We start from the raw sequence: 14,042 nt of genomic DNA, 5'->3' as shown, positions 1-14,042 counted from the left end.
GTGCGCTGCCCTCTGGAAAACCCGTTACTGCGCGGATGGCCGTATGAGGGTGGTGTTCGGCTTCGGCGAGTTTTCCACCTCTTCCTCGCCGCGGAGCGCTGCATCGAGGCCCCACCGGGCGCCGTGCGCGCGCTGCAGGGAGCCCATCGCTAGGTGGACCTGCACGTACGCCACGTCCTCGGGTGTGGCGGATGGAGCGCGCCGCTCGGGACAGCGGCTGACGTCCGCTACCACCGAGTACCAAGAACATGTGTGGCCGATCCCGAGCGTGTGCACCATCTCGTGCGCGATCAGCCCCGGCGCGCCCGGCCGGGTGAAGGCGAGGGCATCGTCCAACCGCACGGAGCCGTACCCGATGTCTGCGCCGCTGTACGCCACCGATCCGAGCCCCGCGGAGCGCAGACCCCGCTCCACCCATACGAGCACCAGGTCCTCCGGCGCGTCGTCCACGGGGTCCGTCTCGCTGAAGCGCGCCGGCCGGAAGAGATGTTCGCCCAGGTCGCGCTCCAGCTCGGCTACCTCGCGCCAGAAGGCGGCCGAGTCGCGCGGGCTGATGCGCTCGGAGGTGTACTCGTGGTCGAAGGCCACGCGCAGCGGAAAGCTCCCGGGGCGCCATGCCGGCACGGTGCTCACGCGCGCGCCCAGGCGCGAGGGGACGCCGCGCCGGAAGAAGCCGTTGCTGCACCCCCGGCAGGTGGGCGTGAATCCGCGCCTGGCGCTCACCTCCACGATCTGCCCCACGTGCGTCCCCGCGCGGATCGTCCAGCGGCGCGGCAGCAGGATCATGCGCACCTCCTCGTCCCACTCTCCGCGCGCGAGCAACACGACGGACGGGTGGAAGACGCGCGCCGCCGTCTCCGCCGCGTCCACCACCACCCCCACTGAATCGCCGTCCAGCGAGTCCGGCAGCGGTACCGAGAACCGCCCCTCCGCATCCGTGGACGCGGAGTCCGCCCATGCGCCCGCGTGCACCGTCACCCGCAGCCCGGCCGTCGGCGCCCCATCCGCCGCCCACACCTGTCCGCGGATCGCCTGCGCATCCGCGGCCGGGGCCAGCGCCGCCAGCATCGCCACCGCGCAGAACGCGCGCATGACTATCGATCGTATCGACATCCAAGTACCACTCGCTGAGACACTTGCGCGCCCAACCCGCCGCGCCGCCCGCTCTGTACACCGCATCAGGGGGCAGGTTACAGGGGACAGGGAACACCCGCAAAATCCGCGCGCTGAGCCGCTCGTGTCGTCCCGTCTGGCCTACTCACAACCCCGCCGATCCGCTGCTGGCGCGGAGTGGTCGCGAGCGCGCAAAATGTTGTCATTGTTGGACTTGGTGCGATTGGCGGGCACGAACGAGAGAGTCGACAACAGCCTCGAACCGCGGGTATCCTGGGCGTCGATGCGCGCCTCACATCGACAAGGAATCGCCATGAGCACGAGACCATCCCACGTGAAGGGGAGACTGGCCGCATTTTTCTACGGGATGGCGCACGCCCTCGATCTCGGAGGCACTTTGGCGCGCGACCGTGGGCGGTTCGCGGGTGGATTCGAGAGCGATGCCCGCGCGCTCCGTGGCGACTGGGAACGTGCATTCCAGAGCTTAGACGGGGTCGTGGATGCCGGGGCGGAGAGCGAAGCAGAATAGGAAGGGTGTCGCCGAGCGCGGGGATACCCCCTGCCGTTCCAATGCGGGGCTGTTGGCGGCGCTCCTGATCGCGCTCGTCGGCATGGTCGGTGGATTGTACGTCACCTTGCGCGGAAAGTCTCTCGAAGGAATGGGGACGATCGGGGTCACGATCGTTGCTCTCGTGACGGTATTTGCCCTTCGGAAAGAGCCACCGAGCGAGAGTGACTGACCCGAATCCGTCATACCGAACAGCAGAGCGGGAGCGCTTCGGCCTCGAAGCAGCTCCCGCTCTACCGTTTCCCTTTCCCCGGCCCCCTACCGGTTCGGCTTGCTCGCGCGCGTGCCGGGCTGCGGGTGGTTGCCGGGGGTGAAGCCGCCGCGGTTGTAGCCGGAGTACGAGTGCTCCTGCGGCTGCCTGTGGCGGAGGTGGTCGGCGTAGTTGCCGTCGTAGCTGTGGGCGATCTCGCGGGCGCCGGGGGCCCAGCCGTAGCTCCGGTCGTAGCCGCGCCCCGTGCGGAAGGCCAGGCTGTCGCGGTTGTACTGCTGGAGGTACTGGTTGTCGTAGCGCACGCCGCCGTCGTGGGCGTCGCCGCGCATCTGCCGGTCGTAGCCGCGGATGCCGTTCAGCGGGCGACCCTGCGCGCCGTGGGGGCCGCGGTCGAAGGGGTCCTGAAACCAACCCTCGCGGTTGAAGCCGCCGGGCGGCTGGCGGTAGCGCCCCTCGTAGCCGCCCCACCCGCCCAGATCCTGCGAGTGCTCGCGGCGATAGTGGCCGTACGCGCCCTGCCAGTTCCCCTCATCCTCCCGCATCCCGTGGTAGTGCCCGTCGGCCCAGTTGGGGTCCAGCGGATGCGGGCGGCCCCAGTCCGGGCGCACCGAGTTCTGCTGGATCCCCTTGTACTCGCGGTTGTCGTAGCCATGGCGCGCCATCGTCTGCCTCCTTCTGCATTCGGATCATGTTCCCGGGCCTGCCCGAGTCTTGCATCGCCATCTCGCAAGATCCCTTCCGCTTCGGGAATACCGGTGCGGAAGGGGAGGCATTCGCCCCGGATGGAGGTGGAGGATGAGGAGAAGCATGGCACAGACCGGCGCGCTGGTCTTCGGAGCCGCGTTCCTGCTGTTCGGTGTGCTGGGACTGTTCGTGCACAATGGGATGGGGATGGAGGCCGACAACGAGACCACCGGGAAGCTGCTCGGGCTCTTTCCGGTGAACCTCCTCCACAACATCGTGCACCTGGCGTTTGGCGTGTGGGGGATCGTGGCGTCGCGCAGCCATGCGGCATCGCGCGGCTACGGCCGCATCGGCGCCGTGATCTACGCGGTGCTGGTAGTGATGGCCTTCGTCGATCCCACCACCTTTGGCCTGGTCCCCATCGGCGGCAACGACATCTGGCTCCACGCCGTGCTCGCCGCCGGCCTCGCTTACATCGGCTTCGCGGCCCCCGACACGACGGCCCACGCCCGCGTGTAGCGTGCGGCGGTCTGGTGACGAACTCGATGCCCCTCGCCCGACGGCGGGCGAGGGGCATCGAGCTTTCACCAGCCAGCCGGACGCACGATCTCGGAGCCATCGCGCAGACGGACGCGCGGGGGGAACTGTGATTTCAGCAGAGATCGCTGATCGATCTTGAAGCTGTAGTCCGCATGCTGAGCGAGTTCGCGGTTGTGGCGGAGGAACGGGAAACCAACTCCGATCTTGTGATCCGGGAAGAGGCGGCGCGCCGCTGAGATCGCCGGGATCATATCGGTGTCGCCCGTTACGAGCACCGCCGTCTGGCTCTCACGCGTGGCGAACACCTCCACGAGTTTCAGGCCGATGGCGACATCGGTCTCTTTCTCTTCGTACCTGACGAACCGCTTTCCGCACCCCGGACACCGAACGTCCCTTCGCTTGAAGTGGGAAAGCTGGACCTTGACCCCGGACTCTGTGAGCGCGCGGATGTACGCCCTGTGCCTCTCGACGACCTCTGGGTTGCGTGGGACCAGGTGCTCAGCCAACGCGGAGAAGTAGTGTACCTGCGCGAGTTCGACCCGTTCGCCCAAACCGCCGCGCACGGCCTGGAGGTATCCCTCGCACAGCCCCATCAGGTTCAGCCACTTGACTGACGCGCCTGTCATCTTGCCGAGCGTGTCGAGCGAGTGGTAGAGGTTGAACCCGTCGATCAGAAAGGAGACGTTTTTCGTCACGGCTCGCTCTTGGGCAAAAAAAACCCCCCGGCCCGCAGACCGAGGGGGGCCGGAGTATCGCTCTCGCGATAGCCCCGGGGGTGACGTGCAAGAAATTTAGAGAACTCTGGTGAGGTGCGCAAGCTGTTCTGCGGCTTAGTCAAAACCTCGTTCGGCGGGTGTCGCGGAAGGGACGCGATGCGCTCCATTCGGGGCTCGTGCCGAATCGCGCCGGGGGGACTATCTTCCTGTTCACTCACCTCCCGCTCCCCAATCGCTCCACATGCCGCAGCCGATCATCCAGGTAGACGCCTTCGCGGACCGCGCCTTCACCGGCAACCCCGCGGCGGTGTGCATCCTACCCGCGCCGCGCGAGGAGGGGTGGATGCGAAGCGTGGCGGCCGAGATGAACCTGTCGGAGACCGCCTTTCTCCACGCGGAGGAGGATGGGTGGCGCCTGCGGTGGTTCACGCCGGAGGTGGAGGTGGCTCTTTGCGGGCACGCCACCCTGGCCACCGCGCACGTGCTGTGGGAGGATGGGCATCTGCCGGCGGACGAGGTGGCGCGCTTCCACACGCGCAGCGGGCTGCTGACGGCGCGCAGGGCGGGGGAGTGGATCGAGCTGGACTTTCCCGCGAAGCCGATTCTCGACGCGCCCGCGCCGGAAGGGCTGGCGGCGGCGCTCGGCGTGGAGCCGGTGTACGTGGGGCGCAGCCACTTCGACGTGCTGGTGGAGGTCGCATCCGAGGCGGAGGTGCGCGCGCTGAAGCCAGATCTCGGGCGGCTGGCCGCGGTGGAGGCGCGCGGGGTGATCGTGACCGCGCGGGCGGATGGCGGGGCGGGGTACGACTTCGTGTCTCGCTTCTTCGCGCCGCGCGTGGGGGTCGCGGAAGACCCGGTCACCGGCTCGGCGCACTGCGTGCTGGCGCCGTACTGGGCGGCGAAGCTGGGGCGCGACGAGCTGGTCGGCTTCCAGGCGTCGCGCCGCGGGGGCACCGTGCGGGTGCGCGCCGCCGGCGAACGCGTGCATCTGGGCGGCCGCGCCATCACCGTCCTGCGCGGGGAGCTCGTCTGATGGAGCGGCGCCTGATCTCCAGCGGCACGCCGTGGGAGCCGGTCGTGGGGTACTCGCGGGCGGTGCGGGTGGGCCCCCACGTCCACGTCTCCGGCACCACCGCCACGGGCGCGGACGGCGGCATCGTGGGCCCCGGCGACGCCTACGCGCAGGCGGTGCAGACGCTTCGCAACATCCGGCACGCGCTGGAGCAGGCCGGCGCGCGCCTGGAGGACGTCGTCCGCACGCGCATGTACGTCACCGACATCGCGCGCTGGGAAGAGGTCGCCCGCGCGCACGGCGAAGTCTTCGCCGAGATCCGCCCCGCCACGTCGATGGTGCAGGTCAGCGCCCTGATCGACCGCGCGATGCTCGTGGAGATCGAGGCGGAGGCGTATGTAGCAGGGATTAGGGATTAGGGATTAGGGATCAGGAACAGCAGGCAAACGCGCAGCCGGAGTTGCTGGGCGTTCCCGTTCCCGAGCAGTTCCATCCACCCGTTAACTGAGTCGAGTCTCCATGTCCGTTGATCCTTTCCGCCCGCGCGTCCTCGTCACCGGTGCCAGCGGAGTGCTGGGCCGTTCGCTTGTGGGGCGCGCGGCCGCGGGCGGGTACGTCGTGCGCGGCACCGGCCGCGGCGCCACGGGGCCGGGCGACGAATGGACGCGCTGCAACCTCGCCAGCGGAGAGGGGGTGGACGCGGCGGTCAAGGACGTCCACACCATCATCCACGCGGCCAGCAGCCCCCAAAGCGACACCGAGCGCACGGACGTACAGGGGACGATGCGACTGCTGGAGGCCGCGCGGCGCGCCGGTGTGCGGCACGTGGTCTACGTTTCCATCGTGGGAATCGATCGCGTCCCATTCGCCTACTATCGCCACAAGCTCGCGGCCGAGCGCGAGATGCAGGCGGGGCGCGTGCCGTGGACGATCTTGCGTGGCACCCAGTTCCACGACTTCATCGACACCATGTTCGCGGGGATGATGAAGCTCCCGGTAGGCTTTGTCCCCGGCGACTTCCAGTGCCAGCCGGTGCACGTGGACGAGTTCGCCGACGCGCTGTGGGAGTGCGTGTCCGCCGGGCCCATGAAGCGCGCGCCCGACGTAGCGGGGCCCCAGGTCCTGCGCTTCGGCGCGATGATGCGCGCGTGGAAGGCCGCACGCGGCATCCGCAAGCCGGTGATCCACCTTCCGCTCCCCGGCGGAATGGCCGCCGCCCTGCGCCGCGGAGACGGCACCGCGCCGGAGCACGCCGTGGGACGAATCACCTGGGAAGAGTGGCTTCGGGAAAGATACGGCACGGCCCTTCCGTAACAGAATGTTACAGTTTCGTGAACCGACCTGCGGACCGGGTGTACGGGGTCGTCCGCTGTACGAAGCTGGACCTCTGGAGGATGATGCGAGCTGTGACGAGCCGGTGGAAGCAGGCGGGGATCGCGACCCTGTGGATGGTGCTCTCGGGAGCCGCCCCGCCCCCCGCGGGCCAGGGCGGTGAGCAGACCCCGGTGCGCGTGTCGATCGATCCGCGCGAAGGCACGGGCACGACCGTGTGCCTGCAGGCCGGCCCCGCCGTGAAGGGGCGCAAGCGCGCGTCCGTGTCGCACGGCGGCGGAAACGCGGTCCTTTCCGCCGGCCCGGAGAGCCCCGGCCCGCACTGCGTGGAGCTCGCCGAGCCAGAGGGCACGGTGGCGGTGAGCCTCCAGTACTCGCGGCTCTGGGTGATCCCCTCCACGCTTACCGAGCACAGCTACCCGGCCGCCCAGGTACGCGGGAAGCGGCTCACCTTCCTCTGGGTGCGCGACTGAGCGAGGCCCTCCCCGCCGGCGAGCTGCCTCGCCTGCGCGAGCGGCTCCTGGCCTGGTACGATGCCCACCGCCGCGACCTCCCCTGGCGCACCCCGCCCGGCGAAACCCCCGATCCGTACCGCGTGTGGCTCTCGGAGGTGATGCTCCAGCAGACCCGCGTGGAGACGGTGAAGCCGTACTTCGCCCGCTGGCTCGACCGCTTCCCGACCCTTCAATCCCTGGCCGAAGCTCCCCTGGACGACGTCCTCAAGGCGTGGGAGGGGCTCGGCTACTATTCGCGCGCGCGCAACTTCCACCGCGCCGTGCGCGAAGTGGCGGAGCACCACGCCGGCCGCGTTCCCGACGACCCGGCCGCCTTTCGCATGCTTCCCGGCGTCGGGCGCTACACGGCGGGCGCGGTGATGTCGATCGCGTTCGGCCGCGGCGAGGCGCTGGTGGATGGCAACGTGCGCCGCGTCTTCGCCCGCTGGACAGACGACCCCGCCCCCGCCGATGCCGCCCTCTGGTCGCTCGCCGAGGCACTCGCCCCCGGCCCACGACCCGGCGACGTGAACCAGGCGGTGATGGAGCTGGGCGCCACCGTCTGCGTTCCGCGCGTGCCGCTCTGCGGCGAGTGCCCGGTGCGCGAGCACTGCCGCGCCTTTCGCCACGGCACCCAGGCCGAGCGCCCTGCTCCGAAGAAGGCGAAGCCCACCCCGCACGAAGACACCGCCGTCGCCGTCGTCGAGCACGAGGGCCGCACCCTCCTCGTTCGCCGCCCGGTGGATGTGCGGCTGGGCGGGATGTGGGCCTTCCCCGCCGCCGTGCGCCGCCGCGGCGAGAGCGTCGCCGCCGCCGCCGAGCGCGCGGTGCGCGAGGGGCTGGCGCTGGAGGTGCGCGCCGGAGCCGCCATCGGCACGGTGAAGCACGCCTTCACCCACGTTCGCGCCAGCTACCACGCCGTCCGCTGCACCCTCCTTTCTGGCGACCCGCGCCCCCTGCACTACGACGCCTGGGCCTGGGCCACCCCCGACCAGCTCTCCGCCTACGCCCTCCCCGTCGCCCAGCGCCGCATCGCCGCGCTGGCGGCGGAGCCGTCGCTGTTCAGCGGGTGAGGCAGGACGATATTATTTGGCAGGACGGCGCCGGGCCCTCAAGTTGCACGTGTTATCGGAACGCCACTCCCTCGCATGACACAGCAAACCTCGGCTTAAGTGAGTATGAGCAGATCCGCACCCATGTGGGAGCAGTTCCGAAATCCTCCCATCGTGGAAGCAATTCTCTCATTCCGTGTGGAACCGTCTGCCGCCTCACCCTCGGGGGCCCTGGACAGGTTCTCGTCGTGCATACAAGCGCGCTTTGCCGGTTCAGAGCTAGGCGCGCCGGGACGTTTCGAGGGTGAGCCGGTGCGTGAGTATCGCTCAGCAGACGCCCGCGTACAGGTGCGGGTAACTGGGAGTGAACTGACGGTCCACGGGTTCCGCCCGTATCCCGGCTGGAATACACTCTCTGCGGATGCTGAATGGATTTGGCAAGCGTATAGTGAAGCTTTCGAGCCACGACTCGTCACCAGGCTGGGATTGCGGTATATAAACCGCATCGAGATCCCGCTGCCGCACGAGCGAATAGACGATTACCTGCGCTTGTTCCCGGCCGTTGATTGGCCACTCACGGGCTATCTCGCCCGAATGACGATTCCAGACCTGCGAAGCGGTGCAACAGGGCTGCTGACTATCGCCTTTGAACCTAATCCGGGAGCAGACGCTGTAACTGCTCCCTTTGTGCTGGATCTCGAGGTCTGGCGGCAGGGAAAGTTCGAACTTTCGGAGCGGTTCATCTGGGGAACGTTCAGGCAGTTGCGGGAGTTCCACAACCGTCTTTTCTTCGAGTCCCTCACGGAGCAGGTAAAGGAGCAATTTCGATGAGCGTCGCCCTGCCAGGAGGCCGAGACGCGTTTCCGGGGCTCGACAGTACTGAGCTGACTACCGGCGTTAGTGAAGAGGCCCGGCTCGTCCGTGAGCGTTTGGATGAGGTGTCACTGGCGCGGCGGATTCCGTTCTTTTATCGCGTCTGGCCTGAGCGCACGTCAAACGCGTCGGATATAGCCGAGCCGTTTCGCGAACTAGCCGAGCGCTGGCGGGCAGAGACAGGAGACTCCTCGTCCATCATGCACATCGTGATGCACCCTGCATATCAGCGGATCATAGGGATGGGTCAAGCGGTGGTGCCGTTGATCCTGGGGGATCTCGCGCGCACGGAGTCGCACTGGTTTTGGGCACTGCAGTCGATCACGGGAGAGAACCCGGTTCCATGGGAGGCTCGCGGCTATGTGGACCGTATGGCGCGTGCGTGGCTGGATTGGGGACGCAGCCGAGGGCTAGTAACGTGACGCAACCGGTACATTTTTCCGTGGACCACCACCCGGGGCTCGCCGCCACCCAATGGTGGAAGAGCAGCGAAGCCACGCCTCGCTACAACTGTGTTGCGTTCGCGGCGGGCTTTCAGGACAGGTTCATCTCTCCCGTGCTATACGACGAGATGCTTGGGTTGTACCCTTGGCCAGAGGGAGTGCCGCGCGAGTACTCTGTGAGCGGGTATGCGGCCGCGATGGAAACATTCGGCTACACGCGGTGTGCTGACGCAACGCTGGAGGAAGGAGTCGAAAAGATCGCCATTTACGGGCGGGATGGTACTGCAGAGCACATCGCTCGACAGCTCACGTCTGGAATGTGGACTAGTAAGATGGGACAGTGGGAAGATATCGAGCACGAACTCGAAGGTCTCGCGGGTGGTAAGTACGGCGAGATCCTCCTTCTCATGCAGCGCCCTTGCAACCCCGCACCCGGGGAGTGAGGGGGCACCCAGATGGGCAGGATCATCGTAGTCCCCTCATACCCTAGTCCGCGTACTCGAACTCCACCTCCTTTTTGATCTCCGGAAGCAGCGAGCGGTGCACGGGGCACTCGTGCGCGGCGCGCTCCAGGCGGGCGCGCTGGTCGGGGGTGAGGCCCGCGGGCATGCGGATGCGCACCGGGATCGCGTCCACGCGGCGTGGGTCGGCGCGCATGTGCTTGACGGCGACGAACTCGGCGGAGTCGAAGGGGATCCCCTCGCGTTGCGCCACGATCGCCATGGTGGTCACCATGCACGAACCCAGCGACGCCGCCAGCAGGTCCGTGGGTGAGAACGATGAGCCGTCGCCCATGTTGTCGCGCGGGGCGGCGGTGTGGAGCAGCGCGCCGGAGGGGGTGTGGCGCAACTCCGTCTTCAGGTTGCCGGCGTAGCTGCCGGTGATCTCGACCGCCATCGCGTCCTCGGGGGTATGGGTTTGGGCTGCGTTCCGTCATCACCCGGCGTGTCACACCGTCCTCTGTGTAGGTCAGCCGCGAGGAGCCAATTCGGCGGCTCGTCGGGCAAGATGAAACGGCGCAACTGGTTGCGCAAATGGCGGATTTCGGCACCCGCGTTGCCCTACGGTGAGGCGGCACCGGATTCATCCACCGTACGACCCTCAGAGGCACCATGCGCTCGCGTCCCTCCATCCTCGCACTGCTGTTCGCCGCCGTACTCGTTTTCCCCGCGTCCGCCGACGCCCAGCACTGCCGCCGCGACTGCGACGACCCCGATTACGACCGCGACCACGAGGAGTGGGGCCCGCGCCGGCCGACCGGCGGCTTCCTCGGCGGGCGGCTGGAGCTCGCCAAGCCGCAGGGCGAGTTCGGCGACTACGTGGAGTCGGGTTTCGGCGGGAACGTCCACTACATCCACCGGCTGGACCGCGACGGGCTGATCGGCATCCGCGTGGATGGTGAGGCGGTCACCTACGGCTACGAGCGGCAGCGCGTCCTGCTCAGCCCCACCGTCGGCGGGCGCATCCTGGCCGACCTGGTGACCACCAACAACGTCGCCTTCCTGGGCGTGGGCCCGCAGATCGGCACGCCGAACGGGACGCTGCGGCCGTACGCGCACGGCTTCGTGGGGGTGTCGTACCTCTTCACCTCGTCGACGCTGGAGGGGAGCCACAGCGACGAGGCCTTTGCCAGCACGACCAACTTCGACGACGTGACCTTTGCGTACGGCGGCGGCGCGGGGCTCTACATCCCGCTGCGCCGGGGGCCGGCGCCGGTGTCGCTGGATCTGGGCGCCACCTACCGCAACGCCGGCCGCGCCGAGTACCTGCGCGAGGGCGACATCGTCGACAACCCAGACGGCTCCATCACGCTCTTCCCGACGCGCAGCGACACGGACATGCTCAGCTTCCACGTCGGCGTTACGGTGGGGCTCAGCCGGTAAACCGCGGGCCTCACGCAGCGGCGCGGAGACGCAGGAGGAGGCGCGGAGATGGTTCCGCGCCTTCTTTGTTTTGCGGGTGCGGCGGGGGGCGGTGCGGTGGCGGGCACGGGCAGCCACTTGGGGCGGCCCCTACGAGGATGCGGGTTGGCGGGCGGGGATCGTGGTGGAGGCGAGCGTGGGTGTGTGCGCCCCGCAGAGATCTACGCAAACGCCCCTCCCCCAGGTAGTTATTGGGGGAGGGGCCGCGAGGTGACGAGCGGGCGTGGGGGCCCCTCAGGGCGACGGCGTCGTGGTCGTGCTTTCCGTCGTCGTGGTGGTGGTGGTGCTCTCTTCGTCGTTGCCGCCCATGAAGCGCATCGCGCCCCAGATCAGCGCCGCAAGGAGGACGAGGCCCAGCAGCCAGGGGAGAATGTTGGGTCCGCTGCGCTTCCGCTCGACGTTGATGTCCGCCATCTCGACCTCCAGGGGGGTACGGGGGCAGGCCGGCGTCCGGTGCGCGCCGTCAGGGTGGTGCGCACCTTTTCGCACGCGCCATGCCAGCCGCTACCCGACGCGCACGAAGAAAGCCTTGAGGTACGCCGTCTCGGGGATGGCGGGGTGCACCGGGTGGTCCGGGCCCTGGTGCCCCTGCTCCACCACCTGCAGCGACCGCCCCTGCCGCCGCCCGGCGCGCAGCACGGCATCCTGCAGCGACGCGCGCGGCATGTGGTACGAGCACGACGCCGACACCAGGATGCCGTCCTGCTTCAGGACGTCCAGAGCCAGCGTGTTGAGGCGGCGATAGGCTTCCTCGCCCTGCTTGATGTCCTTTTTGCGCTTGATGAAGGCCGGCGGGTCCAGCACCACCGTGTCGAAGCGCTCCCCGTCCGCCGCGAGCTGGCGCAGCACGTCGAAGGCGTCGCCGCGGATGGCTGACACCCGCTCCTCCACGCCGTTGAGCGCGGCGTTGCGGGCGACCATCTCCAGCGCGGGGGCGGAGGCGTCGACGCACACGACCCGATCCGCGCCGGCGGCGGCGGCCTGCACGCCCCAGCCGCCCACGTACGAGAAGACGTCCAGCACGCGCCCGCCGCGTACGTACGAGGCGAGGCGCGCGCGGTTCATCCGGTGGTCGAAGAACCAACCCGTCTTCTGCCCCGCCACGGGCGCCTCGAACTTCACCCCGTTCTCTTCCAGCGGCAGTACGTCGGGGACCTCGCCCCATGCGGTCTCCACGTACGATGGCAGTCCTTCCAGCTCGCGTCCGCCCACGTCGTTGCGCAGCAGGATGCCGGCGGGGGAGAGCTCGTCGCGGAGCGCTTCCACGATCTCGTTGCGCACGCGCTCCATCCCCGCCGTGGTGATCTGGACGACGAGGTGGTCGCCGAAGCGGTCCACCACCAGCCCGGGGAGCCCATCGCTCTCGCCGAAGACGGCGCGGTAGAAAGGGGTGCCGAGGACGGTGTCGCGCAGCGCGACGGCGCGGCGGATGCGGCCGCGCAAAAAGGCGCGGTCGAGCTGCGCGTTGCGGTCGCGGCTCACCATGCGCACGGCGATCAGCGAGCGCGGGTTGACGTAGCCCACGCCCAGCGGTGCGCCGCGCGCGTCCTGCACCTCGGCCAGGTCGCCGGGCTGGAACGCAACCAGCGGCGTGGCAACAACATCCACCTCGTTGCTGAACACCCACAGGTGCCCGGCACGTAGCCTGCGGTCTTCGTCCTTGCGGAGGCGGAGCGGGGGGAGCGTCATCGGCTTGGAATCCCTGGTCTTCGGAACCGTATCGAGCCCCGCGGCGGGCACTGGCCGCGGGTGCGTGGGCGGTGCGCCCGCGCAAAACATACACCCGCGTCCCGCGCCGGGCACCTCCGCCCCGTCGCGCCGCGCCCGTGCCGCACCCCGTTTCGCAGCCGAATGGCCATCGACACACCCTTCCCCGCCGCACCCACCGACCGCCGCCTTCGCGAGCTGGATCTGCTGCGCCGCCTGGCCGTGGAGACCGCCGCGTCGGTGGAGCCCGAGGAGATCTGGGCGGCCGTCTGCCGCCGCCTCCCCGAGCTGATGGGCGCGGACGCCGCGCTCCTGGCCCTCCCCGGCGAGGAGCCGCGCGAGTGGTGGGCCGCGGCCGAGTGCGAGCACGCTCCAGCCCTGCGCGCGCTGCTGGAGACGGCGCGGCGCGGCGGGCGCACGGCTTCGGCGGGGGGCGAGCTGGCGGCGGTGGCGGTGCCCATGCGCCCGCGCGGGGAGCCGGCGGCGCTGGTGGTGGGATGGATCGATGGCGACGTCCCCCCCGGCGGCACCGCGCTGGTGGAGGCGCTGGCGGAGCAGACCTCGGTGGCGCTGGCCGGCGCCGCGCGCTACGCGGAGATGCGCGACGCGGCGGTGAGGCGCGACCGCTTCTTCTCCGCCATGAGCCACGACCTGCGCACCCCCATCACCGCCATCGTCGGCTACAGCGAGCTCCTGCAGGACGGCATCGTGGGCGAGCTCACCGAGCGGCAGCAGGAGATGATGGGGCGCATCTGCCAGGTCTCCGGCCACCTGTCGCAGCTCGTCAACGACATCTTGGACCTGGCCAAGCTGGATGCCGGCCGCATGGAGTTCCAGCTCCAGCCGATCCCGCTGGGTGAGCTGCTGGAAGCCGCCATTTCCACGGTGGAGCCGCAGGCCACCGCCAAGGGGCTGCGGGTGCGCTTTGCGGACCCTTCGGACGTCGTGGTGTCGGCCGACCAGCCGCGCGTGAGGCAGATCCTGGTGAACCTGCTCTCCAACGCGGTCAAGTTCACCGAGAGCGGCGAGGTCGCCGTTTCCGCGGGCGTCGATGGCGAGCGCGGGTGGATCGAGGTGCGCGACACGGGCCCCGGCCTTCCCGGCGGGAGCGAGGAGGCGGTGTTCGAGGAGTTCTTTCAGCTCCCGACGGGCGGCAAAGGTGGGAAGCGCGAGCCGGGCACCGGGTTGGGCCTGGCCATCGCGCGCCGCCTGGCCCGCGCCATGGGCGGCGACCTCACGGCGCGCAACGTGGATGGCGGTGGCGCCGCCTTCACCCTGTTCCTCGCGCATCACGCCGGGGGCTGAGGTACGGCGGGGCCTCACACGGAGACACAGAGGGGTACGGAAAGACGAACGGAAAGGCGTTCTCTGCGCC

The 14,042-nt window shown here is 69.2% G+C and carries 17 protein-coding genes; 11 read left to right on the top strand and 6 right to left on the bottom strand.

Annotation, left to right across the window (positions count from 1 at the left end):
• Positions 1 to 24 precede the first annotated feature (24 nt).
• Both VF584_01030 and VF584_01025 read right to left on the bottom strand, forming a co-directional pair.
• Positions 25 to 1,092, bottom strand: a complete 1,068-nt coding sequence (locus VF584_01030) for a hypothetical protein (protein HEX8208738.1) — start codon at positions 1,090 to 1,092, stop codon at positions 25 to 27.
• An 847-nt stretch (positions 1,093 to 1,939) separates the two neighbouring features.
• Positions 1,940 to 2,554 (bottom strand): hypothetical protein, encoded by a 615-nt coding sequence (locus VF584_01025; protein HEX8208737.1) that lies wholly within the window; start codon positions 2,552 to 2,554, stop codon positions 1,940 to 1,942.
• 145 nt (positions 2,555 to 2,699) lie between these two features.
• On the opposite strand from VF584_01025, the gene VF584_01020 reads away from it, so the two are divergent.
• Positions 2,700 to 3,095, top strand: coding sequence for a DUF4383 domain-containing protein (locus VF584_01020; protein HEX8208736.1), 396 nt, complete (start codon positions 2,700 to 2,702; stop codon positions 3,093 to 3,095).
• 65 nt (positions 3,096 to 3,160) lie between these two features.
• Here VF584_01020 and VF584_01015 read toward each other — a convergent pair whose 3' ends face one another.
• On the bottom strand, positions 3,161 to 3,811 hold the full coding sequence (locus VF584_01015; protein ID HEX8208735.1) for an NYN domain-containing protein: 651 nt from the start codon (positions 3,809 to 3,811) through the stop codon (positions 3,161 to 3,163).
• A 262-nt stretch (positions 3,812 to 4,073) separates the two neighbouring features.
• On the opposite strand from VF584_01015, the gene VF584_01010 reads away from it, so the two are divergent.
• The 8 genes from VF584_01010 (at position 4,074) to VF584_00975 (ending at position 9,481) form a co-directional block, all read left to right on the top strand.
• Positions 4,074 to 4,865 carry a PhzF family phenazine biosynthesis protein gene (locus VF584_01010; protein ID HEX8208734.1) on the top strand — a complete coding sequence of 264 codons (792 nt, stop codon included), beginning with the start codon at positions 4,074 to 4,076 and terminating at the stop codon, positions 4,863 to 4,865.
• Entirely contained in the window at positions 4,865 to 5,263 is a 399-nt protein-coding gene (locus VF584_01005; protein HEX8208733.1) for a RidA family protein, read from the top strand. Before VF584_01010 ends, VF584_01005 begins: the two co-directional genes overlap by 1 nt.
• 100 nt (positions 5,264 to 5,363) lie before the next feature.
• Complete coding sequence (locus tag VF584_01000; GenBank protein ID HEX8208732.1) at positions 5,364 to 6,158, top strand: NAD(P)H-binding protein; 795 nt, start codon at positions 5,364 to 5,366, stop codon at positions 6,156 to 6,158.
• A gap of 17 nt (positions 6,159 to 6,175) precedes the next feature.
• Positions 6,176 to 6,649 (top strand): hypothetical protein, encoded by a 474-nt coding sequence (locus VF584_00995; protein ID HEX8208731.1) that lies wholly within the window; start codon positions 6,176 to 6,178, stop codon positions 6,647 to 6,649.
• Positions 6,559 to 7,743, top strand: coding sequence for an A/G-specific adenine glycosylase (mutY, locus tag VF584_00990; GenBank protein ID HEX8208730.1), 1,185 nt, complete (start codon positions 6,559 to 6,561; stop codon positions 7,741 to 7,743). The genes VF584_00995 and mutY overlap by 91 nt, the downstream gene beginning before the upstream one ends.
• 105 nt (positions 7,744 to 7,848) lie before the next feature.
• Positions 7,849 to 8,553 (top strand): TIGR04255 family protein, encoded by a 705-nt coding sequence (locus VF584_00985; protein HEX8208729.1) that lies wholly within the window; start codon positions 7,849 to 7,851, stop codon positions 8,551 to 8,553.
• Complete coding sequence (locus VF584_00980; GenBank protein ID HEX8208728.1) at positions 8,550 to 9,017, top strand: hypothetical protein; 468 nt, start codon at positions 8,550 to 8,552, stop codon at positions 9,015 to 9,017. The genes VF584_00985 and VF584_00980 overlap by 4 nt, the downstream gene beginning before the upstream one ends.
• Positions 9,014 to 9,481: a hypothetical protein gene (locus VF584_00975; protein HEX8208727.1), complete on the top strand. Its 468-nt coding sequence runs from the start codon at positions 9,014 to 9,016 to the stop codon at positions 9,479 to 9,481. The genes VF584_00980 and VF584_00975 overlap by 4 nt, the downstream gene beginning before the upstream one ends.
• 43 nt (positions 9,482 to 9,524) lie before the next feature.
• Here the strand turns inward: VF584_00975 and VF584_00970 are convergent, their stop codons facing one another.
• The gene (locus tag VF584_00970) at positions 9,525 to 9,935 is read right to left on the bottom strand and encodes an OsmC family protein (GenBank protein HEX8208726.1); all 411 of its coding nucleotides are present in this window, start codon (positions 9,933 to 9,935) and stop codon (positions 9,525 to 9,527) included.
• Between the two features lie 215 nt (positions 9,936 to 10,150).
• Between VF584_00970 and VF584_00965 the strand changes: the two genes are divergently transcribed.
• Positions 10,151 to 10,921: a hypothetical protein gene (locus tag VF584_00965; protein HEX8208725.1), complete on the top strand. Its 771-nt coding sequence runs from the start codon at positions 10,151 to 10,153 to the stop codon at positions 10,919 to 10,921.
• Between the two features lie 273 nt (positions 10,922 to 11,194).
• Here VF584_00965 and VF584_00960 read toward each other — a convergent pair whose 3' ends face one another.
• A complete protein-coding gene (locus VF584_00960) occupies positions 11,195 to 11,374 on the bottom strand; it encodes a hypothetical protein (protein HEX8208724.1) in 180 nt (59 codons plus the stop codon).
• Positions 11,375 to 11,464: 90 nt separating this feature from the next.
• Positions 11,465 to 12,649 (bottom strand): class I SAM-dependent rRNA methyltransferase, encoded by a 1,185-nt coding sequence (locus VF584_00955; GenBank protein ID HEX8208723.1) that lies wholly within the window; start codon positions 12,647 to 12,649, stop codon positions 11,465 to 11,467.
• 162 nt (positions 12,650 to 12,811) lie between these two features.
• Here VF584_00955 and VF584_00950 point away from each other — a divergent pair, with 162 nt between their 5' ends.
• Entirely contained in the window at positions 12,812 to 13,972 is a 1,161-nt protein-coding gene (locus VF584_00950) for a HAMP domain-containing sensor histidine kinase (GenBank protein ID HEX8208722.1), read from the top strand.
• The last annotated feature ends 70 nt before the right edge of the window (positions 13,973 to 14,042 follow it).

This window comes from Longimicrobium sp. (assembly GCA_036389135.1).
In the GTDB taxonomy this organism is placed as follows: domain Bacteria; phylum Gemmatimonadota; class Gemmatimonadetes; order Longimicrobiales; family Longimicrobiaceae; genus Longimicrobium.
The sequence above is the reverse complement of the archived record's forward strand: the minus strand, read 5'-3'. Positions and strand labels throughout refer to the sequence as shown.

What these genes read in the sequence shown, in the direction of transcription:
- VF584_01030 (HEX8208738.1), bottom strand. Translation starts at nt 1,092, where the DNA reads ATGCGCGCGTTCTGCGCGGTGGCGATGCTGGCGGCGCTGGCCCCGGCC.
- VF584_01025 (HEX8208737.1), bottom strand. Translation starts at nt 2,554, where the DNA reads ATGGCGCGCCATGGCTACGACAACCGCGAGTACAAGGGGATCCAGCAG.
- VF584_01020 (HEX8208736.1), top strand. Translation starts at nt 2,700, where the DNA reads ATGGCACAGACCGGCGCGCTGGTCTTCGGAGCCGCGTTCCTGCTGTTC.
- VF584_01010 (HEX8208734.1), top strand. Translation starts at nt 4,074, where the DNA reads ATGCCGCAGCCGATCATCCAGGTAGACGCCTTCGCGGACCGCGCCTTC.
- VF584_01005 (HEX8208733.1), top strand. Translation starts at nt 4,865, where the DNA reads ATGGAGCGGCGCCTGATCTCCAGCGGCACGCCGTGGGAGCCGGTCGTG.
- VF584_01000 (HEX8208732.1), top strand. Translation starts at nt 5,364, where the DNA reads ATGTCCGTTGATCCTTTCCGCCCGCGCGTCCTCGTCACCGGTGCCAGC.
- VF584_00985 (HEX8208729.1), top strand. Translation starts at nt 7,849, where the DNA reads ATGAGCAGATCCGCACCCATGTGGGAGCAGTTCCGAAATCCTCCCATC.
- VF584_00980 (HEX8208728.1), top strand. Translation starts at nt 8,550, where the DNA reads ATGAGCGTCGCCCTGCCAGGAGGCCGAGACGCGTTTCCGGGGCTCGAC.
- VF584_00970 (HEX8208726.1), bottom strand. Translation starts at nt 9,935, where the DNA reads ATGGCGGTCGAGATCACCGGCAGCTACGCCGGCAACCTGAAGACGGAG.
- VF584_00965 (HEX8208725.1), top strand. Translation starts at nt 10,151, where the DNA reads ATGCGCTCGCGTCCCTCCATCCTCGCACTGCTGTTCGCCGCCGTACTC.
- VF584_00960 (HEX8208724.1), bottom strand. Translation starts at nt 11,374, where the DNA reads ATGGCGGACATCAACGTCGAGCGGAAGCGCAGCGGACCCAACATTCTC.
- VF584_00955 (HEX8208723.1), bottom strand. Translation starts at nt 12,649, where the DNA reads ATGACGCTCCCCCCGCTCCGCCTCCGCAAGGACGAAGACCGCAGGCTA.
- VF584_00950 (HEX8208722.1), top strand. Translation starts at nt 12,812, where the DNA reads ATGGCCATCGACACACCCTTCCCCGCCGCACCCACCGACCGCCGCCTT.